This window comes from Aquimarina aggregata, from assembly GCF_001632745.1.
Lineage (GTDB): Bacteria > Bacteroidota > Bacteroidia > Flavobacteriales > Flavobacteriaceae > Aquimarina > Aquimarina aggregata.
On sequence record NZ_LQRT01000002.1, the window covers coordinates 1 to 24421 of the forward strand.

At 32.4% G+C, this 24421-nt stretch carries 32 protein-coding genes; 26 read left to right on the plus strand and 6 right to left on the minus strand.

What is annotated here, in order from left to right:
* The 4 genes from AWE51_RS01645 to AWE51_RS01660 all read left to right on the plus strand — a co-directional run.
* The coding region (locus AWE51_RS01645; RefSeq protein ID WP_066308573.1) for a gliding motility-associated C-terminal domain-containing protein at positions 1-3026 on the plus strand (3026 nt) is incomplete at its 5' end.
* Positions 3027-3091: 65 nt separating this feature from the next.
* The gene (locus AWE51_RS01650) at positions 3092-4048 is read left to right on the plus strand and encodes a PorP/SprF family type IX secretion system membrane protein (protein ID WP_066308576.1); all 957 of its coding nucleotides are present in this window, start codon (positions 3092-3094) and stop codon (positions 4046-4048) included.
* Between the two features lie 36 nt (positions 4049-4084).
* Positions 4085-6055, plus strand: coding sequence for an OmpA family protein (locus AWE51_RS01655; RefSeq protein ID WP_232517322.1), 1971 nt, complete (start codon positions 4085-4087; stop codon positions 6053-6055).
* Positions 6056-6242: 187 nt separating this feature from the next.
* A complete protein-coding gene (locus tag AWE51_RS01660; RefSeq protein ID WP_066308582.1) occupies positions 6243-8678 on the plus strand; it encodes a discoidin domain-containing protein in 2436 nt (811 codons plus the stop codon).
* Between the two features lie 124 nt (positions 8679-8802).
* Here the strand turns inward: AWE51_RS01660 and AWE51_RS01665 are convergent, their stop codons facing one another.
* The 4 genes from AWE51_RS01665 to AWE51_RS01680 all read right to left on the minus strand — a co-directional run bounded on the left by AWE51_RS01665 (position 8803) and on the right by AWE51_RS01680 (position 10841).
* A complete protein-coding gene (locus AWE51_RS01665; RefSeq protein WP_066308584.1) occupies positions 8803-9330 on the minus strand; it encodes a gamma carbonic anhydrase family protein in 528 nt (175 codons plus the stop codon).
* 293 nt (positions 9331-9623) lie between these two features.
* Complete coding sequence (locus tag AWE51_RS01670) at positions 9624-9908, minus strand: type II toxin-antitoxin system RelE/ParE family toxin (protein ID WP_066308586.1); 285 nt, start codon at positions 9906-9908, stop codon at positions 9624-9626.
* Positions 9895-10146 (minus strand): ribbon-helix-helix domain-containing protein, encoded by a 252-nt coding sequence (locus AWE51_RS01675; protein WP_066308589.1) that lies wholly within the window; start codon positions 10144-10146, stop codon positions 9895-9897. Before AWE51_RS01675 ends, AWE51_RS01670 begins: the two co-directional genes overlap by 14 nt.
* Positions 10147-10319: 173 nt before the next feature.
* Complete coding sequence (locus AWE51_RS01680; protein ID WP_066308592.1) at positions 10320-10841, minus strand: SHOCT domain-containing protein; 522 nt, start codon at positions 10839-10841, stop codon at positions 10320-10322.
* 506 nt (positions 10842-11347) lie between these two features.
* Between AWE51_RS01680 and AWE51_RS26335 the strand changes: the two genes are divergently transcribed.
* The 3 genes from AWE51_RS26335 to AWE51_RS01690 are packed head-to-tail and all read left to right on the plus strand — an operon-like array spanning position 11348 to position 12544.
* Entirely contained in the window at positions 11348-11524 is a 177-nt protein-coding gene (locus AWE51_RS26335) for a hypothetical protein (protein WP_157765997.1), read from the plus strand.
* Positions 11502-12290, plus strand: a complete 789-nt coding sequence (locus tag AWE51_RS01685) for a hypothetical protein (RefSeq protein WP_066308594.1) — start codon at positions 11502-11504, stop codon at positions 12288-12290. The genes AWE51_RS26335 and AWE51_RS01685 overlap by 23 nt, the downstream gene beginning before the upstream one ends.
* Positions 12287-12544: a hypothetical protein gene (locus tag AWE51_RS01690; protein WP_066308599.1), complete on the plus strand. Its 258-nt coding sequence runs from the start codon at positions 12287-12289 to the stop codon at positions 12542-12544. Before AWE51_RS01685 ends, AWE51_RS01690 begins: the two co-directional genes overlap by 4 nt.
* Here the strand turns inward: AWE51_RS01690 and AWE51_RS01695 are convergent, their stop codons facing one another.
* Positions 12545-12955: a hypothetical protein gene (locus AWE51_RS01695; RefSeq protein WP_066308601.1), complete on the minus strand. Its 411-nt coding sequence runs from the start codon at positions 12953-12955 to the stop codon at positions 12545-12547.
* Between the two features lie 208 nt (positions 12956-13163).
* On the opposite strand from AWE51_RS01695, the gene AWE51_RS01700 reads away from it, so the two are divergent.
* From AWE51_RS01700 to AWE51_RS01785, 17 genes are all read left to right on the plus strand, one after another.
* The gene (locus AWE51_RS01700; protein ID WP_157765998.1) at positions 13164-13385 is read left to right on the plus strand and encodes a hypothetical protein; all 222 of its coding nucleotides are present in this window, start codon (positions 13164-13166) and stop codon (positions 13383-13385) included.
* The gene (locus AWE51_RS01705) at positions 13382-13663 is read left to right on the plus strand and encodes a hypothetical protein (protein WP_066308609.1); all 282 of its coding nucleotides are present in this window, start codon (positions 13382-13384) and stop codon (positions 13661-13663) included. Before AWE51_RS01700 ends, AWE51_RS01705 begins: the two co-directional genes overlap by 4 nt.
* A 71-nt stretch (positions 13664-13734) precedes the next feature.
* Positions 13735-13989: a hypothetical protein gene (locus AWE51_RS01710; protein ID WP_157765999.1), complete on the plus strand. Its 255-nt coding sequence runs from the start codon at positions 13735-13737 to the stop codon at positions 13987-13989.
* Between the two features lie 121 nt (positions 13990-14110).
* Complete coding sequence (locus AWE51_RS01715; RefSeq protein ID WP_066308615.1) at positions 14111-14338, plus strand: hypothetical protein; 228 nt, start codon at positions 14111-14113, stop codon at positions 14336-14338.
* Positions 14339-14349: 11 nt separating this feature from the next.
* A complete protein-coding gene (locus AWE51_RS01720; protein WP_066308618.1) occupies positions 14350-15417 on the plus strand; it encodes a nucleoid-associated protein in 1068 nt (355 codons plus the stop codon).
* 480 nt (positions 15418-15897) lie between these two features.
* On the plus strand, positions 15898-16284 hold the full coding sequence (locus AWE51_RS01730; protein WP_066308624.1) for a hypothetical protein: 387 nt from the start codon (positions 15898-15900) through the stop codon (positions 16282-16284).
* A 7-nt stretch (positions 16285-16291) separates the two neighbouring features.
* Positions 16292-17623, plus strand: coding sequence for a hypothetical protein (locus AWE51_RS01735; RefSeq protein WP_157766000.1), 1332 nt, complete (start codon positions 16292-16294; stop codon positions 17621-17623).
* On the plus strand, positions 17620-17874 hold the full coding sequence (locus tag AWE51_RS01740; RefSeq protein WP_066308630.1) for a hypothetical protein: 255 nt from the start codon (positions 17620-17622) through the stop codon (positions 17872-17874). The genes AWE51_RS01735 and AWE51_RS01740 overlap by 4 nt, the downstream gene beginning before the upstream one ends.
* 12 nt (positions 17875-17886) lie before the next feature.
* Positions 17887-18201 carry a hypothetical protein gene (locus tag AWE51_RS01745; RefSeq protein WP_066308636.1) on the plus strand — a complete coding sequence of 105 codons (315 nt, stop codon included), beginning with the start codon at positions 17887-17889 and terminating at the stop codon, positions 18199-18201.
* A 35-nt stretch (positions 18202-18236) separates the two neighbouring features.
* Positions 18237-18902 (plus strand): hypothetical protein, encoded by a 666-nt coding sequence (locus AWE51_RS01750; RefSeq protein ID WP_066308639.1) that lies wholly within the window; start codon positions 18237-18239, stop codon positions 18900-18902.
* Positions 18903-18928: 26 nt separating this feature from the next.
* The gene (locus AWE51_RS01755; protein ID WP_066308641.1) at positions 18929-19114 is read left to right on the plus strand and encodes a hypothetical protein; all 186 of its coding nucleotides are present in this window, start codon (positions 18929-18931) and stop codon (positions 19112-19114) included.
* The gene (locus tag AWE51_RS01760; RefSeq protein WP_066308644.1) at positions 19111-19971 is read left to right on the plus strand and encodes a DNA adenine methylase; all 861 of its coding nucleotides are present in this window, start codon (positions 19111-19113) and stop codon (positions 19969-19971) included. The genes AWE51_RS01755 and AWE51_RS01760 overlap by 4 nt, the downstream gene beginning before the upstream one ends.
* Positions 19972-19993: 22 nt before the next feature.
* Positions 19994-20299 carry a hypothetical protein gene (locus AWE51_RS01765; RefSeq protein ID WP_066308647.1) on the plus strand — a complete coding sequence of 102 codons (306 nt, stop codon included), beginning with the start codon at positions 19994-19996 and terminating at the stop codon, positions 20297-20299.
* On the plus strand, positions 20286-20810 hold the full coding sequence (locus AWE51_RS01770) for a hypothetical protein (protein ID WP_066308649.1): 525 nt from the start codon (positions 20286-20288) through the stop codon (positions 20808-20810). The genes AWE51_RS01765 and AWE51_RS01770 overlap by 14 nt, the downstream gene beginning before the upstream one ends.
* Before the next feature lie 397 nt (positions 20811-21207).
* Positions 21208-21366 (plus strand): DUF1737 domain-containing protein, encoded by a 159-nt coding sequence (locus AWE51_RS26020; RefSeq protein WP_082832275.1) that lies wholly within the window; start codon positions 21208-21210, stop codon positions 21364-21366.
* Between the two features lie 441 nt (positions 21367-21807).
* Positions 21808-22032 (plus strand): hypothetical protein, encoded by a 225-nt coding sequence (locus AWE51_RS01780; protein WP_066308656.1) that lies wholly within the window; start codon positions 21808-21810, stop codon positions 22030-22032.
* Positions 22033-22043: 11 nt separating this feature from the next.
* The gene (locus tag AWE51_RS01785; protein ID WP_066308658.1) at positions 22044-22820 is read left to right on the plus strand and encodes an SOS response-associated peptidase; all 777 of its coding nucleotides are present in this window, start codon (positions 22044-22046) and stop codon (positions 22818-22820) included.
* Here the strand turns inward: AWE51_RS01785 and AWE51_RS01790 are convergent.
* On the minus strand, positions 22803-23108 hold the full coding sequence (locus AWE51_RS01790; RefSeq protein ID WP_066308660.1) for a hypothetical protein: 306 nt from the start codon (positions 23106-23108) through the stop codon (positions 22803-22805). The genes AWE51_RS01785 and AWE51_RS01790 overlap by 18 nt on opposite strands.
* Before the next feature lie 119 nt (positions 23109-23227).
* On the opposite strand from AWE51_RS01790, the gene AWE51_RS01795 reads away from it, so the two are divergent.
* The gene (locus AWE51_RS01795) at positions 23228-23710 is read left to right on the plus strand and encodes a hypothetical protein (protein ID WP_066308661.1); all 483 of its coding nucleotides are present in this window, start codon (positions 23228-23230) and stop codon (positions 23708-23710) included.
* 139 nt (positions 23711-23849) lie between these two features.
* On the plus strand, positions 23850-24362 hold the full coding sequence (locus AWE51_RS01800; protein WP_066308664.1) for a hypothetical protein: 513 nt from the start codon (positions 23850-23852) through the stop codon (positions 24360-24362).
* Positions 24363-24421 lie beyond the last annotated feature (59 nt).

The window sequence follows — 24421 nt, forward strand, 5'->3', positions numbered from 1 at the left end:
TTGGTTATATCGCTCCTATTGTAGATAACCCAGCCACACCATTAATTGATGAATCAGATACTGACGGTAATGGAGTAAATGATGCTTATGATACTAACGGTACTGCATTAGATCCTGATACTGTTGATATCGATGGTACCGGTGGTGGTGATTATATAGATACCGATGCCGATGGTGATGGTGTTTTAGATGTAATAGAAGCCAATCAAGGAACTTTAATAGGAACAGATACAGATGGTGATGGATTAGATGATGGTTTTGAAGGAGGAACGATAAACGATAATGATGCTAATGATGAACTAAATAATGGGTCACTAGACACACCTGATGCAGATGGTGATGCATTAACAGGTGGAGATGTAGATTATAGAGATGCTGATGATCTAGATAATGATGGTATTCCTGATAGCGTAGATTTAGATGATGATAATGATGGAATATTAGATACTGCCGAAGATCCGAATTTGGATGGTGATAATAATCCATATACAGAAGGAACGCCAGGAGAAAATGATAGCGATAATGACGGTATTCCAAACTTCCAAGATATTGATTCAGATAATGATGGAATACCTGACAATGTAGAAGCACAATCTACAGCAGGGTATATACAACCATTAGTAGATGACCCTTCAACATTTATTAATGAAGCAGATGCAGATAATGATGGTCTTAATGATGCTTATGAAGGAAGCGGTGATGTAGGAATTATTCCAGAAAATACAGATGGAGTTGATACACCAGATTATATTGATTTAGATAGTGATCAAGATGGTGTAAATGATACTATTGAAGCAGGGTTTGACCTTGCAAATGATACTACAGATACCGATGGTGATGGTTTACTAGATGATTATGAAGGTAGTGATCCTAATGATGGTTTTGATCCTAATGATGAATTGAACAATGGATCAGATGATACACAAAATACAGACACTATTGATGAAGTAGATTATAGAGATCTTGATGATGATAACGATGGTGTAGATACAGCAGAAGAAGATTATGATGGAGATAACAATCCAACCAATCAAGATAGTGATGGTGATAGTATTCCTGATTATCTAGATATCGACGATGATGGAGACGGGGTAAATACTTCTGAAGAGAATCCAAATCCAGACGGTGACGGAGATCCTAATACAGGAATAACACAAGACACCGATAATGATACAATTCCTGATTATCTGGATACAGATGATGATGGAGATAATATACCTACAATAGATGAGAATCCGAATGCAGATGGTGATGGTAATCCAGATACTAATGGTGATGGTATTCCTGATGCTCAAGATACTGATGGTAATGGTGTTCCTGATTACTTAGACGAAGATGACGATGGAGATAGTGTAAATACCGTAGAAGAGGACTATGATGGAGATAATGATCCAACCGATCAAGATACAGATGGTGATAGTACTCCTGATTATTTAGATACCGATGACGATAATGATGGTATAGACACCATTAATGAAGAACCAGATCCAAATACAGATGGTAATCCAGATGATGCAGTAGATACAGATGGAGATACAATTCCAGATTATCTGGATAATGATGACTTAGATAATGACGGTATTTCTGATAGTTTAGATTTAGATGATGATAATGACGGAATATTGGATACTGCTGAAGATCCCAATTTAGATGGTGATAATAATCCCTACACAGAAGGGACTCCGGGAGAAAATGATAGTGATGGTGATGGTATTCCAAACTTCCAGGATATTGATTCAGATAATGATGGTATCCCGGATAATGTTGAGAGTCAGCCTACTGTGGGATATGTTCCACCTTCAGGTATAGATTTGGATATGGACGGATTAGACGATGCGTATGAAGGAACAGGTGATCAGGGTATTACTGCAATAAATACAGATGGAATAGATCAACCTGATTATATTGATTTTGATAGTGATAATGATGGTGTTTTGGATGCTACAGAAGCAGGATTCATAGAAGCGAATGATATTGGTGATGCAGATGGTGATGGACTGTTAGATGATTATGAAGGAAGTGATATTAATGATGGTTTTGATACCAATGATGAGTTGAATAATGGATCAGACGATACACAAAATACGGACACCGTTGATGAAGTAGACTATAGAGATATAGACGATGACAATGATGGAGTAGATACAATCCATGAAGATGTTAATATTAATAGTAATCCGGTTGATGATGATACAGATAGAGATGGAATCCCCAACTATTTAGACATTGACGATGATGGAGACGGTGTAAGTACAATCGCAGAAAATCCAAATCCAGATGGAGACGGAGACCCTATGACAGGAGTTACACAAGATACCGATGGAGATGGTATTGATGATTACTTAGACATAGACGACGATGGTGACAATGTGCCTACTCTTGATGAAAACCCTAATCCAGATGGAGATATAGATCCTACTACAGGAAATACTCAAGATACGGATGATGATGGTACTCCAGACTATTTAGATATAGATGATGATGGTGATACAGTAAATACAGTAGAAGAGGATTATGATGTTAATAATGATCCTACTGATACAGATACAGATGGTGATGGTACTCCTGATTATTTAGATATAGATGATGACAATGATACTATTTTAACCGAAAACGAATCTCCAGACCCTAACGGGGATGGTGATCCAGAAGACGCTAGAGATACAGATGGTAATGGTACTCCTGATTACCTTGAACCAAATAACGTTGATCCCGATGCAGAAGATGGAGTCATCGTTTATACAGGAATTACTCCAAATGGAGATGGATCCAATGATATTTTCGTAATTCAAGGAATAGAAAACCTTGAGAATACACTAGAAATATACAACCGTTGGGGAGTAAAAGTATATGGGTCTAAGAATTATGGCCGGAACAATAATTTCTTCAAGGGTATTTCTACAGGAAGAACCACAGTAGAGGAAAAAGATCAACTACCAGCTGGTACTTACTATTATGTTTTAGAATATGTTCTCCAATCTGGAGAAAGTAAAAATAGAGCAGGATACTTGTATATAAATAGATAATTAATAAAAACAAAGTACCCATAGACGTACTCTATGGGTTTAATCAAAAATGTAAATCAGAGCGGATGAAAAAACTACACGCAAAAATTATCACAGCCCTTTTGAGCTTTGCGTTTTATTATAACTATGCACAACAGGATGCTCAATATACACAGTATATGTATAATACCATTAGTGTCAACCCAGCCTATGCTGGTAGTAGAGGTGTTATGAGTATAATGGGATTGCATAGAAGTCAATGGGTAGGTCTAGAAGGTGCTCCAAGAACACAGACATTAACACTTAATACTCCGTTAGGAAGTGAAGAACGAATGGGACTTGGTTTATCGGTGGTCAATGATGAAATTGGGCCTACAGATGAAACGTATATTAGTGTTGATTTTTCATATACGATACCAACTTCCGAACGAGGGAAGTTAAGTTTCGGTTTGAAAGCTGGAGCTCACTTACTTAATATTGATTTTCAAGAATTAAGGCAATTTAATGCCAATGATAACCTGTTTAATGCAAACATTGATAATAAGTTTAGTCCACAGGTAGGAGTTGGATTGTATTATCATACCAATAAGTTTTATTTTGGACTAAGTGTTCCCAATATGTTAGAAACAGATCATTTTGATGAGGGGTCCACAAGTAGTGATAGCGATGCTGTAAGTTTTTTAGCAGAAGAAAGAATTAATTATTACGGTATTACAGGGTATGTATTTGACATTAGTAATGATATAAAATTTAAACCAGCAGTATTAACTAAATTAGTTTTTGGGGCTCCTTTGCAGGTTGATGTTTCTGCCAATTTCTTATTGTACCAACGATTAACATTAGGAGTTGCATATCGATGGAGTGCAGCAGTTACAGGTCAGGTAGGTTTCCAAATTTCTGATGCTTTAATGATTGGGTTTGCTTATGATAGAGAAACTACAGAGTTGGGAAGATCCCAATTTAATGACGGTAGTTACGAAGTCATGTTAAGATTCGAACTCTTTAAAAAATACAATAGAATGCTAACTCCGCGTTTCTTTTAGTAGGAGTTCCTAAAGAAAGTGAAAAATATGATCAAAATGAATTTTAATAAATACGTCATACTTACAGCTATATGCATATTCATTTCATGTAGTTTGTATGCTCAGAATAAACGTCTCGAAAAGGCTAATGAAAACTTTAATCGATTTGCTTTTGTAGATGCGCGTAAAATTTATCTCCAAGTTGCAGAAAGTGGATATGAATCACGTGAATTATTCAAAAAATTAGGAGATTCTTATTATTTCAATGCGCAATTAGAAGATGCTGTTCCTTGGTACGAAAAACTTACTAGTAAATATAATGAAGAAATTGATCCTGAATATTTATTTAGATACTCTCAAAGTTTAAAGAGCATAGAGCGATATGATGATGCTGATCAAGTAATGGAAAAGTTTAATGTTATCACAGGTAATGATCAAAGAGCCGAGTATTTTATGAATACTCGTGACTATCTTAAATTTATCGAGATGCAATCTGGAAAATTTAGGCTTTTAAAGTTAAGTGTTAATTCTAAATATTCTGAATATGCACCAAGTTTTAATCACCTTGGACAATTAGTTTTTGCTTCATCTAGAGCGGGTAGTGGAATGACAAAAGTTTTACATGAATGGAATGAGATGCCTTTTTTAGATTTATTTTCTTCGGATATAATTGAAGCTAACGGAATTCTTCAATCTCCTAAAAAAATGAAAGGAAAGATCAATACAAAATTTCATGAATCCTCTACGTCTTTCAGTAAAGATGGCCAAACCGTTTATTTTACAAGAAACAATTATACCAAAAGAAAGTTAGGTACAAATACAGAAGGAACAATACTTTTGAAAATATATAGAGCCACATTAAAAGAGGATAAATGGACTGATATCGAAGAATTGCCTTTTAATAGTGATGAATATTCGGTAGCCCATCCTGCATTAAGTGCAGATGGAACTAAACTGTATTTTGCTAGTGATATGGCTGATAGTAGGGGACTTTCTGATTTATACGAAGTAGCAATAAATCAGGATGGCACTTTTGGAACTCCAAGAAATCTTGGAGATAAAATTAATACAGAAGGAAGAGAAACATTTCCGTATATAAGTGATTCTGGACGATTGTATTTTGCCAGTGATGGACATATCGGTTTAGGGGGATTGGATGTATTTGTAAGTGTACCAGAAGAAACAGGAGAATTTTCTATACCATATAATGTTGGGAAACCGGTAAATAGTGACGAAGATGATTTTACTTTTGTACTTAATGAAAATACTAAGATAGGGTATTTTGCAAGTAACAGAAGAGGAGGAAAAGGAAATGATGATATTTATAGCTTTAAGCAAACCGAAGATCTTATAACAGAGTGTAATCAGTATGTGACAGGAGTTGTTACCGATGCAGTTTCAAAAGAGGTGTTAGCAAATGCAGAAGTGATGCTAATGGATGATAATAACAAAGAAATAGGACTTGTAGCCACAGATAATAAAGGAAGATATAAGTTTGATCTAGAATGTGAAACCTCATATATCGTTAGAGCGACAAAAACGTCTTACAGCCCAACAGAAGCAATTCTTTCTACCAATAATGCTCTTGAGTACGAGCATAATTTGGCCTTACAAATTTCTACAGGTAGTATTGATGATAAAAAAGAATATAAAAAAGGAGATGATCTTGCATTATTATTAGATTTAGAACCTATCTATTTTGATCTTGATAAGTCTTTTATTAGACCAGATGCAGAGGTAGAACTACAAAAAATAATCGCTGCGTTAAAAGAATATCCAGAACTTAAGATTGATGTAAGATCACATACAGATAGTCGAGCAGATGATAATTACAATATGTATTTAAGTGAAAGGAGAGCAAAAAGTACAGTTAAATATATACTGCAAAAAGGAGAAATAGATCCTTCTAGAGTTACAGGAAGAGGATATGGTGAAACTAATTTAATCAATAAATGTGCTAATGCGATACCATGCGAAGATCAAGAACATCAATTAAATAGACGTAGCGAGTTTATTTTAATTGATTAAATGAAATGTCTATCTGATATAAAAAGATAAGAATTCTGCTTATGATTTAAAGCACGTGTATTTTAATATGATTTTGTGTTTTAGATTATAACAGTTTGGTTACCAGCAGAAATGTGGGTTAAAAATGGAGGTGTTTTATCTTAAAACAATATCTTAGTAAGATAACTCAACATTAACCAAATATATCATGAAAACACACACACAAATTCTCTTAGGACTAGTATGCTTTTTTTTAACGACAATAAATATGGTACTCTTGGCACAAGAGTCTGCAATCTACGCAGGAGGACCTATTTATAATAATAGAAATATTTCTATTAATGAACTGCGCAATTCTGGATATACTACTGTAATAGTTTGGACGATACATATAGAAGCTAATGGAGATTTAGGTTTTAATGGTGAATTTCCTTTAGTAAAAAATGGAGTATATGTAGGTAATCAGCAATACCCAAATTTCCCAGCAGATGTTGCTATGTTAAAAACAGTACCAACATCTGTTACTAGAGTAGAATTTGGATTAAGTGCAGCCGGTTCAGGAACTTTTGCTGCTGTACAAAACTTTTATAATTCAGAAGGGTTTGGACCAGGTACAACCTTGTATAAGAATTTTGAAGCATTAAAAACAGCAATCCCAGCAATAGATGCTTTTAATAATGATGATGAAAGTACATACCATGCGCCATCTGCCGTAGCTTTTACAAAAATGCTTGCAGGGCTAGGTTTTAAAAATGCCATTGTGCCTTATACGAATAGTAACTTCTGGAGAACGCTAGTAAATCAAGTTAATACTAGTTATCCTGGTAATATTGATAGAACATATTTACAATGTTATGCAGGTGGGGGAGGTAATAATCCATGTTCATCATCATGGGATTTTGGAATTCCGGTATATCCTGGTTTATGGGGCGGTTCTGGTCAATCGAGCACATCTACGGTAGAAAGTAGAATGAACACGTGGCAAAGTAACTGCGGCATTACAGGGGGATTTATGTGGATTTATGATGATTTTGATAATAGTTCTGCAGTTGCAGCATATGCCAATGCAATTAATACAGCAGTATCTCCTGGCAGTGTTCCTGGCGTTGCAAACTCTCCAATACCTGCTAATTCTGCAACAAATGTAAATATAAATAGTACCCTAAGTTGGACTGCAGGATCAGGTACTAATACGCATAATGTTTATTTAGGAACCAATGCTACTTTGGGATCTGGAGATTTTAAAGGAAACCAATCCAATTCATCCTATAATCCAGGGAATTTAAATCCAAATACGCTTTATTATTGGAGAATAGATGAAGTAAATACACTTGGAACTACAACAGGTCCAGTATGGAGTTTTAGAACAAATACAATTAGTACTGTTGATCATACAAATCCTGTAGGAAGAGGTGTGATTACAGCTAGAGCAGAAATTAATAATGCAGAAAGTGCAACTAAAGCTTTTGATAATCTATTTGTTAGTGGAACTCAAAATGTAGATTGGAGTAAATGGCTTGATAATGGAGGAGTTCCTGGTACAACAAACCCTAGTTGGATCCAAATTAAATTACCTGAAGAAGTAATCGTAAATGCTATTACGGTAACAAGTGCTAATGATGTTCCTGATAGAGACCCCGAGGATTTTAATATACAGGGGTCAAATAATGGAAACGATTGGACAACTATTACTAGTTGGTCTGGGCAAAGCTGGGTAAATCGATTTGAAAAAAAAATGTTGAGTTTTATAAATACAAATAGTTATAGTTACTATCGTATAAATACGACTAAAAATAAGGGAAACATAAGTATGACTCAAATTAGTGAGATAGAACTTCTTGGCCCTCCTGATACTTCTAACCCTCCAACTGGTTGTGCGGTTTGTATAGATTTTAATGCTGCAGGTATTCAGTCGTATGCTAATCAAGATATTGATGGCACTTTTTTTATAGAAGATAATGGTAGCACAGCTCATTTGGTTAATAATACATGGAAACGATCAATAAATACATATTCGATAACAGCAAATACAGTTATAGAATTTGAGTTTAAAAGCACTGTAGAAGGAGAAATTCATGGTATCGGTTTTGATGAAAATAATGGATTGAGTAGTAATAGGATTTTTAAGGTTCATGGGACTCAAAATTGGGGTATTAGAAGTTTTGATACCTATAACCCTTCAAATAATTATAAACGATATATTATACCTGTAGGACAATACTATACAGGAAATGCAATGAACCTTATTCTCGTTAATGATTTAGATAATGGTAGTGGTAATACAAGCTTTTTTAGAAATATAAGAATATACGAAAATACAACTGCAAAGGCAATATTTTTTAGTTCTCAAAATAATATAGTAGATGAATTAGATGATGAGCCTGTTAAGGAGCTTGCAATATTAGATAGGGTATTTATATACCCAAATCCATTCTTGGATCAGATACATTTAAGTTTACCACTACATCACAAATTTAATAAAGCAAGTATATTTAGTATTTCAGGACAATTGATTCAAGAATATTCAATCTTCGGATCTAACTTTGTGAAATTTGATTCATTAAAGTATTTTAAAGGTTCAATTTTTCTTATAAAGCTAGAAGGGGAACAACAAACTGTTTTTAGAAAAATAGTTAAACAATAAGGCTTTAAATTAATATGTAATCAAGTCTAATAATAGTTATCATTTCTCGGTAGAATTTAATAACATTAAATTCTACCGAGAAATGATATTAGATGGTAATATACTTTTTTTGATTTAGGTTAAACTAACTCAATTTTTGCTCCCGTAATCCATGTGTGTATTTATCAATTTTAGAAACATAAATATCAGAAGCAGTTTTAAGCATTTTTTCATGAGTAGTACTTAATTCTTTTACGATTTTTGCAGGAGAACCTACAACCATAGTGTTATCAGGAATAATAGTTCCTTCTTTTACTAAAGAATTTGCTCCGATTACGCAATTATTGCCAATTTCTACATTGTCAAGAATTACAGCATTAATCCCTATAAGGGTATTATTGCCAATCGTACAACCGTGTACAACTGCTCTATGACCAATAGTTACACCATTACCTATTTTCATAATATTTCCTGGATCTGTATGTAAAACAGCACCATCTTGAATATTTGTGTTTTCTCCAATTAGTATTTGTTCATCACCGCGTATCACCGCTCCAAACCAAACGCTCGAATTGTTTTGAATTGATACTTTTCCAATTACAGTTGCATTATCGGCTATAAAGTGATGATTGCCAATTAACGTTACCTTGTCTTCATTTAGAGAGTAAACCATAGTTTTTAATTTTATTACTAGAACTTCTTTTAATGTTTACGAAGATTTATTTCTAATGTAGTAATTATTGAAGGACTATTTGGGCTTTTCATAATGAATTATATAAAAACAAAAAAGCCATACTAAAACTAGTATGGCTTTTTGTGAGCCCGATAGGATTCGAACCTATGACCGCCTCCTTAGAAGGGAGGAATTTTATATTTGATAATCAGTTAATTATGTTTTAATTTTATTGAATTTTCTAACAATTGTCGAACATTTTAGATCTAATTCAGGGTTTTTACCTATAATATTTAAAAACTTTTTAGGTCCTGTCTTCCAATTATTGCGATTATTTCTACTACATCAGGCTTTATTTGGTAATAGATACTGTCTACTCCACAAACGCAGCGACGATATCCTTTACGAAAATAGTCAACTGAAGGATACAAATGAGGTTGTTTTGCTATTAATTCAAATTGTTCAAAAAACGCATAAAAATATTTATCAGCTTGATCTTCTCCGAACTTACGAACTCCATATTGATGTATTCTTATTAAATCAGATTCAGCTTCATTTGTTAATTTATAGATCCCCATTTTGCCTCAGCCTTTCTTTTGATTTTTTAAGAATTTCGTCTGGAGTATTATTAGTAAAACCACTTTGTTCTGCTCTAATAAGTTTAGCTCTTACAAAATCAATCTCTCTTTGTTGATTTCTCGCTTGTCGAATTAAATCATTAATTAACTCACTTTTGCTAGTATACTCTTTATTTTCCACTTGCGTTTTTAACCACTCGTTATTTGGTTCTGTTAATGTGATACTTTGTCTACTCATGGTAATGCATTTTTATTTTAGATAGCTTAAAAAACAAATAGGTGTAAATATACACCAAATATGCATCACATGTAAAATTTATAATTAATATTTTAAAAGTTAAAGAGTAGTTTTCTTTAAAATAATAGAACATTTAACGCATTAGTGGTTAATAAGAATAAGGTTAGATTCCTTTAATTGCTAGATAGTATTTTGGTCTTTTCTGTGTTATACTCATTTTCAGAAAGGATGCCATCATCAAATAATTTCTTTATTTTCTTCAATTGATCATATTTGTCTTCAGTTACAACTTTTGCTTCGGTCTTTTTAGTACAGTTTTCTACCTCGCAAGTTGAAATAGCATTTTCAATGTCTAAATTATAATTAACAAGATTTCCACCGCCAATTGTAAAGTAAACTCCCTTAAACATTTTTTGATTGTACCTTTTAATTTTTTTAATTTTTAATTCCATACTAGCATAAGCAGAACCAATAGGGACTGCATCTGGAGAACCAGCCATCCAACCAGCCATTTTTAGATACACAAAATTTCCATCAGCCGAAGATCCTTGTCCCATTTTAATTCTATCACCTACTTTATAGGTTACATTGTTTGAAGCTTTATATTCTGTTAACTTTTGTACTTTTTTTTGTGCATTTCCAATGTTTGAAATAAATAAAGAAACAATAATGAGTAGAAATGTAATTTTTTTCATAGTGTAGATATTTAATAATATTTGAATTGGTTAATAGATCAAAATTAGTCAAATAATTACTCATAGAACCCAGTAAGAACCTCAGTAATTCTATGTGTTTAACATATGTAAAAGCATAAGATATTTAATTCTTAGAATTCAATTGTTTCATTCTAAGGAAGTTATTTTTTTAAGTAGATTTTTTATAAATTTTGGCTTATTAGGTATAATATTTGTTGCTATATTTACGATTCCTACCCCAGTATTTTTTACAAAAAATAAAGCAAAGTATTTATACTTGAATTACGGGAAACCGTAATATAATCAAAGGTTTAGAGCTTTTTTTGTGGTTAAACCGTATTACAACAAACTGTTTTATTGACTAGATTTGTAACTTAGAAATTAATAAACACGTTTATATGATGTAATTCTACTATTGTAACTTATATAGTTGCTATATTTTGGTAAAATCTTGTAGTATTTTCGGTTTACAGAGTAACTTTGTAATAAACCAAAATATAGATAAGATGAATAAGTTAGCGTTTGTAATTATAGTTTTAGGATTGTCATTTGTAAGCTGTGAGAAAAATGATGATATCAATGAACAATCAGGAATCGAACTTGAAGAAATTTATAGCACGGATAAAGGGGATGCTGGGTCTCCAGGAAGCGGACCTCTCGATGAAGGGGATACTGACGACTAGAAAAGATATTAAAAATTTTGTATTGCTAATATTTGGTGCTGTTATATTTTCTTCAGCTCCATTTTGGCATATTAATTTTAGCAGAAATACACAAGAGATAATTCATGATCAATCTATAGTTGATGGATTAAGGGACAGTAGGAACGAAAAAAGATCTTTGCTGATCAATGAATTAATGACTTATGCTAAATCTAATCCAGATTCAGAACTGGGTAAAATAGGGAGTGAATATATTGAAAAGAAAAATGAAGTTGTACAGAAAAATAAGAAACTTTCAGTTTTAAAAGAAGAACAAAAAGTTCTAGGATTTAATAATATGAGAGATTTTATGTATAACATTGGTCTTTTTATTTTTATATTATTTCTTTCATTGATAATTATTTTTGCATCTATTTTACTTAAAAAAATTGACAAACCAATTTCTTTGGCTTTATTTGGGTGTGGTTTCATATCTCTGTTAGTTTCACTGTATTTTATTAACTGGGCATTTTTTATTCAGGTAGATTATAATGTAAATAGATATCATTGGATGATAATAACGGTTTCATTCATTATATCTATTTCTTCATTTCTATATTATGTATATAAAAAGACAATATTAGAGAAACTTAAGAGTACTGTTAATTTTATATTGGACGTCCGTAATGATCATTTTCAAAAAGTTGCAATTCGAGCCATGGAAGTTGATGAAGAAGAAACCATTAATGATATTATTGAGTTCGAAGATAAAACTAAAGAGGAACTTTCAAAATTAGTTGGGCGATGAGTTTTAAAAAGATAATTAAAAAGCTTTTTGATAGAAAATTTATCAGCGAAGAAAAGAAAGACGCTAGTGATTATGATCTTCTAACGGAAATAATCAGAAAAAAGCAAAAGACTAAAGAAAGCCTTAAAAAAATTGATAAAGAAAACTCTCAAATGGATGCTTTTCTTGAAATTATTGAGGACACTGAAAATCTCTATACTGTTAGTGAAATTCATTATCTATATAATTCTTTGATTAGTGAAGAGATAATTTAATTAAAGTTTATTGTTTAATTTCTTTAGCATAGCTTCTTTAACCCTATTTTTCTTTTCTTCTAACTCTTGCTGTTTTTTCTCTAATTGCAATATATCTATATTGCTATTGATATATTCTCTAAATATTGGGCTTTTTATTAATTCGGCATTATTTTCAAATAAATACTTAGTCAATATCTCTGTACTAATAAAAGGATCGTTTTGACTAGATAACATTTCTCCTTTGCCTGTAAGAAGCCATTTTAAATCAAGATCAGGGTATTTCTCTACTATAGCTTCAAGTTTATCCACTCCAATACTTCTAGATATACTATTCACATAACTATTTGATGCATTTATAGAATTTTCGAACTGTCTTATAGATAATTTCTTATAAGACACATACTCTTTAAGCCTTGATTTTACGTTCATAATATACTTTTACTCTAATTATAAATGTTAAAATATGTAAATTCTCTATATTTTGTTTTTTTAAATAGAGTATTTCTCTATATTTGTTGTGTCGAACAACAACAGTTAAGCAAATATATGAAATCTATCCATAAAATATGTGATTGCCTTACGGTTAAGCCTCAATCTAATGAGCTATCTATTTTGTCATTTTATAATGTCAATTAAAATGATAGAAAGAATCCAAACTTTATATGCCAATGTATATGATAAACAGAAGTTTATCGAGTCGGTTGCCATAAGGTTAGAAAAAGTACCAGGAACTTTAAAAAGTCATTGGTTTTCGGGTTTTTTTTCGGTTCCAGAGAAATATCATTCAGTTGTTATTGAGATGCTAGAGAGTGTTGTAAAAGAACAAATAGAACAATTAAACAAGCTTTTTGAAATATGAACTCAAGAACGATTAACATAGATGGAAATGATGTTGTTATTGTTGATAAGCAGGTGTTTAATGATATGCTTTATAGGATAGCTTCTGAAATGAGGGAGAGTAAAAGAAAGGGTATTTCTAGCCTGAAAGAAAGCTTAGAATTCATGGGGTGTAGTAAATCTACTTTTTATAACATTCTTAATGATCCTAAATGTTTAATACGAAGATCAACAGTAAATGGTAGTTATATAACCGATTCCTTAGAGCAAGAACAAAAGAGAAGAGAGCGGTTAAAGTGAAAGATTTAGAAATAATCAAAAGTCAAAAAATAATGACAGAAAATAACAGCCTTTCAGATAATATAGATCCATTGATTGTCCCAATAACAACAATTGCAAAACAAGAAAAACAATTGATTGGAGCAGGATACAAGGTAGAGCGAAAAAAACTATTGGACCATTCTCAGCAATATATAGAAGTATTTAATCCTGACGAGGATATTGTTGATGGTCATCAAAGAAAAGTGGTGTTTCTATATGACGGTACAGGAAATATACTTGAGAAGTTATCCGTAGTCATCACACCATATGAGTTAAATCACGAAAAAGAACAAAAGGTCTTTTAAAATACTATAGGGGTTGGAATACTTAGTATTAATCTTCAAAGAAGAGTCGGGAGGTTATTTGGGTTAGTAGTTGTCAATTTACATTTTTTACTCCCGCTCTTCTTTATTAAAACAATTTAATATGAAACTAGCATACAGAGACAAGAAAGGTCGATTTATAAAAGATGGCCAAAAATTAAAGTTTAAACTAAAGGATAATGCAGAAAAGTCTGGGTTTAAGGAATTCGACGGTTTAGTTCGATTTGTTAGCGGGATGATGGGCTATTATTCTCCAGAAGAACAAAGAGTAGTTCCATTTAGAGAATTATATCAAAATCACATTATAGAAAATGCGGAAATCATAAACTAATTCTAAAGAACATGCTAAATCTTTACAACACACAGATAGAGTCGTTTTCTGTTCATATGGTCGGGAACAAGAGTAAAAATGGAGGTCTTTTTATTTCAGATTTTCGCCATAATTTAAATGACGAGCTCACGGCAATTTTAAAGGAGTATTTATTTAAGCCCTTTAGAGAGAAGGAAGAAAATTATTTCAAATTCACGCATGATATTGACTTGGAGTTTAATGTACTCTATAATATTGCTGGAGCTGTTTTTGATAATCCAGATCTAGTTCATGAAAAATCTAGAGATATTGCTAGGCATTTATTTGAGCAATCCAATCATCCACATATAAAAGGAGGAGAGATTTATGTAGCTTATCTTGAGAATATAACTATAGACAATGAAAAAGTCTCCGCGCTTGGTATTTTCAAATCAGAAATAAAACAAGAGTTTTTACAATTCTCACCCGAAAAAGTAAATGACACATCGTCAATTGATCTATTACTACAGCAAGGAGTTAATTTAAATAGGTTGGATAAAGGTTGTTTAATATTCAATACCAAAGGAGAAGAAGGTTATAAGGTACTGTCTATAGATGCGAATAAATATGATACAAAATACTGGTTAGATTCATTTCTAGGAGTAGAAGAATTTGAAGATGATCATTTCTACACTAAACGATATCTAAAATTCTGTCAAGACTTTGCCAAAGATGTAGTCCTGCCTTCAGAAGATAAAAAGCAAGAGGTAATGTTTATGAATCGTGCGGTTAATCACTTTGCATCTAATGATGATTTTGAAGAATCTGCCTTTTTAAATGAAGTAATTGATAATCCTGATTTGGTACCAGAATTCAAACACTACAAAGTAGAGAAAGCACCAAAGTATAGTATAGAGGATCTAACAACCTTTCCAATAGCTGACAAAGCGGTATCCGATGCCAGAAAGAAAATCAAGAGCATTATCAATCTTGATACTAATGTGCAGATTAAAATGGATTTCATAAACCCTGAATCAGCCGAACGATTTATTGAGAAAGGGTGGGATCAGGAAAAAGAAATGTACTACTACTTAGTGTATTTCAATAAGGAAGTGAAATAATATAATAGGCTAGTGGCGAAAATGTTAGACGCGTGAGATTGAACAAGTCTCAGTATCTAATGCATATTACCCCCCAGTGCACGGATACGTGTAGGTTCAAACCCTACCTAGCCATCTACAATTTATAAATCAATTTAAAACTATTTGTTATGATGATAATGATAAGCATAAGCTTTTTGTTAGTGCTAGCACTAGCCTATAAAGCATATAAGGTAGATCAGTTTTACAAGAGTTTAAAATAAGATGTCAGACTCAAGTGAAATGAATCAAGAAGAATTTGCAATTATGCCCAGTGCGATCGACCATAATGTATTTTTTGTCTATAGGTCCAACGGGAGCGAGATTAAGATTATAGTCTCAACCACAAACCAAAATGCAAAAACTTATATAACTGTCCGGAATAAATTCCTTATCAGTTCAGTAGCACTGACGAGTAATGAAGTGAATTATTTCAAAACACATTTTCAAACACATTAAGCAATGACAAAGGAGAACAAAATAGAATATCGAAAAATGATAGCCATAATTTGTACTGCCTTTATAGTCTTGGTCTTTATTGTTATGGATGGTGTACTAGCTGATAAGGAGATTCGCACAGGCTGCGTAGTGTATAAACCAGATATAAAACATCATGCAAACTTTAAAATAACGCATATGTCAAATTCTAATTCAACCTTGGCTATAACTTATTTAGAAGGTCATCAACAGAAGTTTGTTTTGAAGATTAAGACAACAACTGGCCAGATCCTAACAATCGAAACTCCTAAAGATATATATATGTTAAAATCAAAGAGTGATACTATTGAGTATGTACAAAATAAAGGCTACTTCACTGGTTTAACATGGGATACTAATGCACTTAAATAAGCTTACTATGTCAAAAACAATGAGATTACCCCGACACACATTTGATTTCTCAAAGCTTTTTATGGCAACTAAAAGTTTTATCGATAGCCATAATGAATCACAGATAGAGCTTAAGAGCAAGTTAAATGCCAATCATAGGGCTACAGCGGAAATGATTACACGCTTATACGCCAAGCAACTAAATAATGCACTAGCCTTAGGAGATTCATTAGAAGAACTACCTGGGTTTCGAACATATAACAGTTCTATGGCAACTTTAAAAGGGTGTACAGTCCGTACTATCATGAATCATAAAAAGCGGCTAAAAAGCGCAGGTTTCATTACTGCGGAGATAAATCACGGTGCCATGGGAGTCGAATTGTTGATTAGTGAAGATGTTTTTTCATTGGGAAAACAAACCCAAAACTATGATTTTTCAGAATCAAAAAAATCAATTGAAAATATTAAAAATAGGGGAGAAGTGAAAAATTTTCACCCATTAGTTCATGTACAACAAGAACAAAAGAATATTAATAGCAGTGTGGATAATAAGGAACGTCGTCTGACGACTCCTCCCGACGATGTGACCTTCGGTACAGGGACAAAACAAGAACACCACAGGAACACGAGTGGAAGTACAAACAAAAAAAATAGAAAAACTAAGGGTGGCGCGGAAATTTTGCGCCAAAATCAAGAAACGAGTGGAAGTATTGATTCTGAAACTGGTGCTACTACCAATACACTAGTTTCGGCTTCTTCCAAATTTGGCAATCCGGGGATAAAACCAAAGGTTACCCGCCAAAGTGATACCCCGGATATGTCTTTTTTATTGGGCCTTGTACAGCAATTCTGGTTTTATGCTAAGAATATTCTCTATCCAGAAATGATTTTGTCAGATGTGGAAAATGAACAAATTCTAAATCTGATACGGATATCGGTATATAAGAATTTTAAACACAGAGGAAAAGGAACGATAAAAGACTATAAAGACAGTCAGAAAATATTCGAAAAACGAATTGACATGGTTGCAAAATGGCTAGATAGAAGCCCTCATCGTTGGATACCTGTACCTGAGGTATACTTTAACCCTAACAATGATAGAAATGGCTTTAACAAGACTTACAAATGGTATGTGAAACAGGAAGCATTGAAGGCAGCTGTACGAAATGACTTAATACTTCAAAAGGCTCGAAAAGAATGGGAAGACTATGGAAAAGGTAATGGCAGGTACAAACAGAAATCACGTCTGCAGCTCTTTGAGATCCAGAAAAAACGAATTTCACAGATCAAAGATGAAAACCTAAACAGAGAATATCATAATCTAATTCATAAATATTTACAAATCCAACATTTAAAATGATAGCAAACATTGACAAAACCAATTCGCTGACAAAATGTATTGTGTACTTCAATGACGGTAATGTCCACACATTTTATAGTCTAGATAAAAAACACAAAAACTCTAAACAAGATAAAGCCCTTGGAATGCGCAGATTAGATAAAATGCTAACTGGGACTTTTAAAGCAAAATTTGAAACAGCGATAATCTATGACAACGAACTTAATGGAGCAGAACTAGCAAAATATAAAAGAGGTGTCCGTGTAAATTAATACCATACTCACATGAAAAAAATCAATCTTAAAATCAACACCTTGGAAATTAATGTGCTATTGAATTTATCCTCTTTAGAAGATAATAGTGTACTACAGGATACCCAAAGAAGAGTGGCAAGAAGCATATTGCTTCCAGTATTTAAAAGACTTACAGGTAGAAGTATAAATACACATCCTGCAAACTACAAAATGAGTTTTAAGTTATCCTACCACGAAGCATATTATCTCGAGATGTTTCTACAGGACTTTAATGCAAATTTAGGTGTATATGAGTGGAATGTAGTATTGCAACTAAAGAATTTCCTAAACAAGGAATTGACTTAAACAATAGTACATAAACATTTTAGATCCTTAAACCTATGAAAACACCAGTAGAAGATTTCCTGAATTCAATTTATGCGGTAACGATTCCAATGTTGTTATTGATCATATCTTTTTCTATCAAGTTATCTGCATTGTTTTATACGACATTTAAAATTCCAGTACCTGAATTAAAACTAGCTGCATCGATACTATTAGGTATTACTGTATCACTAACCTTATTAGCTGTAAGTGTTAATGCAAAATTATTTGAAACCAATGCTTTTCCGATTGTATTTGCCGTTTGTTCCGGTGTGATGCTCTTGTTTGTTTTTGAAGTAATCAACGAAGATTTTTTACCATGGTCAGAATATGTAAAAAGAATCTTTCTATCTGTGCTTTTAGCAACTGTTGAATATGTGTTTTCTAAAATGTTTGTGAAAAAATATCAAGAAACTGAAAAAGCTAAAGAAAGGAAGCTGGAAAAAGAAAATCTAGAGCTAGAAATAGCAGAACATAAGGAAGAGCTAAGCGAATTAAAGCGAAAGGTTAACGAAATAAAGCAAGCCAAGAGCGAACTAGAGGAAGAAATAGCGAAAGAAAACCAAGTGTGTTGCGATGAATGTTCAAGGGTATTTAAGAACCAAAATGCCTTTAATGCTCATAAGTGTAAACCTAAATTAACCGAAATCAAAGTTGAATTTGAAGAAGTAATACCAGATTAGATTATTAACTCTTAAAACCAAAAGACATGTTACAAGAAGTAGACAATGTCATTAGATTTTTAGTCAGAAAAGAAACCGAAATCATCAGTTTACAATACTCTCCATTACTCGAAAAGTGGGAAGTATTGTTTAGTCAAGAGAAAGAAGTATTTGAGTTTGATGGACTTCGAGAATTGAACTCTTACCTAATTGAAAAGAAACACACAGTATGAGTGGTAATAATTCAAAATTAATAGCCTTTAATTATTTCGGTGGAAAGTTCTCCCATTGTGATGGAATATACCCGTATTTCCCTGCTGAGTTTAAACACCTGGTAGATGTATTTGCAGGCTCTTTTGCAATGAGTTTAAACTATAGAGGTAATGTTATAAAAACTGCTAATGAAATTAACGGAGAAGTAACCAACTTCTTTACCGTTTTACGAGATCAAACCGATCAGTTAATCGAACGGTTATTACTCACACCGTGTAGTAAAGAAGAATATGATAAATGTTGGTCGCATCACCCCACAGATAACATTGAGAATGCAAGACGTTATTTTGTGCGTGTCCGTCAATCATTTTATGGATTGGGAGCTCAGCGGAAAAATAAAGGCTGGCATATGGCAAAATCACAAGTCAATGCAAAAGGAGGTGAAACTGTAAGTAAATGGAATAATGCTATCCCTAAGTTATTTGAAGTAGCGGAAGCTTTACGAAATGAATTTCAAATCTTAAATGAAGACTATCAAACAGCAATTCAAAAAACAGATACTCCATATACATTTTTTTACTACGATCCCCCATACCCAAAAGAATGCCGTAAAAGCTATCATGATTACCGATTTGAATTTACCGATGATGATCATAAGAAACTAGCAGATATAGCACATAATACCAAAGGATATGGAATGATTAGCGGGTATTCGTGTGATCTAATGAACTCACTGTATAGCGATTGGACTAGAATAAAATTACCAAAGAAAAAGAACAATATCAGGTCTTCAGAAGTTCAGGAAGTGATTTGGTTTAACTATCCTGAAAGCAGAAGCCATAAAGCACAATTAAATTTATTTGAAAAGGCAATTTAATAAACTTATTAAATACTAAACTATGCTAAAAGAATTCAAAGAATACGCAATTAAAGTATTAGAAGAAACTAATACAAAACACAAGATCAGGAAAAATTTTACAGAAGATAACCGTCATGTATCGGATACCATTTTTGTGAAAGAACTTCCAAACAAATTAAAAGACATTGGATACTACTTGAGTGTAAAGAAAAACAAGAAAGGGTATTACTTCATTTGTCAACCTACTATACCTCATTGTGAAGGTCAACCGTACGGTTTTATTCCAGAATATTTATTACAGCAAATAACTAATAAAATTAAACTGAAAACTAATGGAAAGTATTGATTATAAAGTATCGAAATCGACAGTAGAATGTTATAAAATAAGATGTGATAGTTTTTATTGGGCAGATATTACTATTGATGCTTCAGGAAATAAGGGAAGAATACAAATAGCATCTGATTTCGGAAATTGGCAAAACTACTGGAGTGCCTGCGGAATGCCATTTAAAGACTTTCTGAAAAAGTTAAACATTGATTATTTCGCTAGTAAAGTAGGGGCAGATAAATGGTTCGATTTAGATAAAACAATCGAAGGTTTAAGAGAGCATGTTAATGATTATGCTCAAGACAAGGACTTAAAAGATGGCTTAAAAAAGGAGTTGTCATATTTAGAATTGAGTGACGGCAAAGACGAATTCATTCATAAGATGTATGAAAGCAATTTACTAATGGATATGACAGATCAATGTCCAGATATGGTTTATTCTATAGAGCCTAGTTTTCAAAGGTTCTGGGATGAATTATGGTCTGTATTTATTGCTGAAATAATAAAGGAAGATATTAAACTAGTATAGAAATAAAACCGGAACCCGAAAAGGGAATAGAGTAGGGAAAAATTAAATATAAGTATTATGAAATCAATTTTGAAAATTGAGGGAATAAAAACTCTAAGTAAAAAGCAACAATCAAAAACTAACGGGGGTGTCGATTCAGATGCTTTGTGTGGGAAAACTCATTATCCTGTTTTCTTGGCGCCATGTTCTCTTTGTTATGCTTGCTACCCTTGGCCATAAAAAGGAAAAGAAGAATTTAAAAATGTAATCTATTGCTATTAGATTGTTCTTCTCGAGAAAACCTCTCAACAAACTATTGGGAGGTTTTTTTTGTATTGCGGTAACCCGTAATAAAAAAACAGAAACTTGAAATACATTTGTTCCTAACCAACTTATTTAATTAAAGCATAACCACTATATGAAGTATAGAATAGTATCTGCGGAAACTGAAAGTAAATTAGAAGACAAGGTTAATATATTTTTAGATGATGATTGGAAACCGACAGGAAGTATGACTGTATTAAACTATGGAGGAGAATTGGGTTTCAGGTATTTTCAACCTGTCACAAAGGAATAATATAACCAACTATTAATTATGAATATTAACAACAACACCATAAACTCTTTTGAAAAATTAATTCTTGATAAGTTAAAAATTGGTTTAACACAAGCGGAAATTTCCAATTATTTAAAAGAAGAGAAAATTAAGCCTAATCATATACGCTCTATAGAGGATAGAGTAAGACGTTTAAAAGAAAGATTCGGAGCTCGGACAATTGTTTCATTAGTGTATAAATTATCCAAGGATGGTTATATTTGAAACTAATAAATAGCATATTTAATGAGTGATTACCAATTCGAGTGGTGGCATATAATTGTGTTTGTTATAGTCTGGATATTTGGACTTTGGTTAAACGACTACATTAGGAAAAATAAATATTAATAGTATTTCATCTCTCAGAAAATTCTAGAAATCTTAATTTCCAATTCGTATATTGTAAAAGGAAAACAAAAACATATGGGATTTATAGAAATACTAGATATCGAAGGTAACAGACATTCGGTACGACCTGATGCTATTGCTGGAATAAGTGATATTAGAGAATACAGAATAATCTTTACAACAAACAAGGACTTAACAATTATTACAAATATTACTTACGATGTACTAAAAAGAAGAATAAAGTACATAGAAAGGTATTCGCAAAAGGTTAATTTGTTAGGTGGTTTAATATCTGAATAAAACTTTGTTCTATGTGTTACGATGTTAAGACGAGTTTGAAATCTCAATTAAAAAGAGCTAAACATTACGGCAACCAAAAAGCTATTAAGGAAATAGAAGAGAAGTTGGTGCCTCAAACAGATTTGCCTTTGTACCATACGCAGGGACATTCACATAAGAAACTACTAATTTATACCAATGAGAATTCACATTATCCTACAGTTTCTACCTGGGGACTTATTCCAAGTTGGGTAAAAGATGAAGAACAAAAGCAAAGATCTTGGAATAGTACCTTAAATGCCAGAGGTGAGACCATATTCGAGAAACCTTCATTTCGTAGTTCAGCAACTAGTAAACGCTGTTTAATTTATTTAGATGGTTTTTACGAGCATCATCATATTAATAAAAGTACGATTCCTTTTTACATATCAAGAGAAGATCAAGAGCCTCTTATTGTCGCAGGACTATGGAATGATTGGCTAGATAAAGAAACAGGAGAGTTAATGAATACATTCTCTATTGTTACCACAACTGCTAATAGTCTAATGACTAAAATACATAACAATCCCAAAGCAAAAGAGTCAAGAATGCCTGTCATTCTTCCTGATGAATTAGCAGATAATTGGCTGTTACCAATAAATGATGACCTAGATCAAAAAGGAATTCAGGAACTCATACAACCATATTCAGCAGGTGCATTAGAATATCGAACTGTAGATAGACTAAGAGGTAAGCAGTATATGGGTAATAGAGAGGAAATAACTAATAAAGTAGAGTATCCCGAATTAGGATTATTCTTCGATTTCTAGTTTCATTTTAGTCCAACTACCACGACTAAAACAATAGCTATACCCTTCATGTTCGAAGCTTAGATGTCTATTAATTAACCTGTGAAAGATAGATTTTAATTCAATAAGTTTTTTTTCTTCTGTGTATTCCCCAGTAGTGCTTCTATAGGTATATTCTCCATAGTGCAGTTTGGCATAACATGCGCCTAAATTCCTAACAATTACAGATTCATTAATGGAATAACAACGCTCGATCATAAGATCTATGAAAGTTTCATCTATAATTACAGTTTCGGTAGTATAATTCATTTAGGAATATTTCCTACAAAAATAGGAATAAATCCAATATTAATATTATAAATATTTATTATTATTTTAGTTTAAAGTATAGATTTTATTTATTAAATTTATGTCAAAATTAGATGAATATGAGCGTATATATTACTAAAGAAATACCTGTTTCTTCTCATATCAAAAAGTATCTGAAATATACTTTTGGGAGTACATATACTTTTAATCAAAAAGATTTCTTTGGAAAGCTTATCACTAGTGTGTTTAAAAAAGGATATAGAAAACGTGTTGTTGTGAAATGCGATGATATCTACACAATAAAATTGAAAGCTTATCAAGTAAAAATATTGGGTAACCTTATCGAATGGGAGGAATGTGTTTCTTTAAATAAGGCCATAGATAGTTTTTTTAGAAGACAAGTTTTTTTTCATATGGACATGAATCGAAAGTTAGATAAGGATAATTCATATCCGGCAATGGTACAATGTCTTTTCGAAATGGATATCACTGAGGACGACATTAATTATGATTCTTTGTATAGAGATTATAAACGAAAATGTAGTTATCCAAAAACTACACGTAAGAAAATAAATTATGAATCTGATAATAATGCAGCCTAATAATATTGTAACAAAAAATAATAGAACCATTTTGTCCAGCGATTTGAGCCAAATTGTCCGTAAGATTTTCAAAATTTAAAATGCCGATTTGTCCAAGAATTTGAGCCAAATTGTCCAATAAAAATAACAACTAAAAAAGATGACAATCACAAATAATAATCCATTTGTAAAAACAATTAAAACTGCACATTTTATATTTAGTACTGCTGTTCCTTTTTCTTTAGGTGAAGTACTTAAGAATTCATTTTCTGGCATTGAAGGAATTCAGGAGTACATGAAGGTATCTGTTATACCTGAAAATGTAAAGATTACTTCAGGTCAAAAGACAGGTAAGTCTGGCGCATATTGGTCCCATAGGATAGCTTTAGATATTAACGCGCAAAATGATACCATTAGAAAACAGCTAAATGGTTATGATAATGCTTTGGTAATTACTTGTCTTGAAGCCACTAATGGACATATTTATGTATATGGTAATAGTGATCAGCCTTTATCCTTTACATATAAGGATGTAGAATCTACAGATAACATACAATTGATAGGTCATGAATTACTGGTTAAAGGCGATACCTATGGACCTAGTAATACTATTAACACTCTTGATTTTTATAACCCTATAGCCCTTGCTTCATGGCTTGCGACATCGCTTTGATGTCCTTTTTATCCCTTTAGATAGCAACTATCATTGTACTTGAATAAAACCGAGTACAC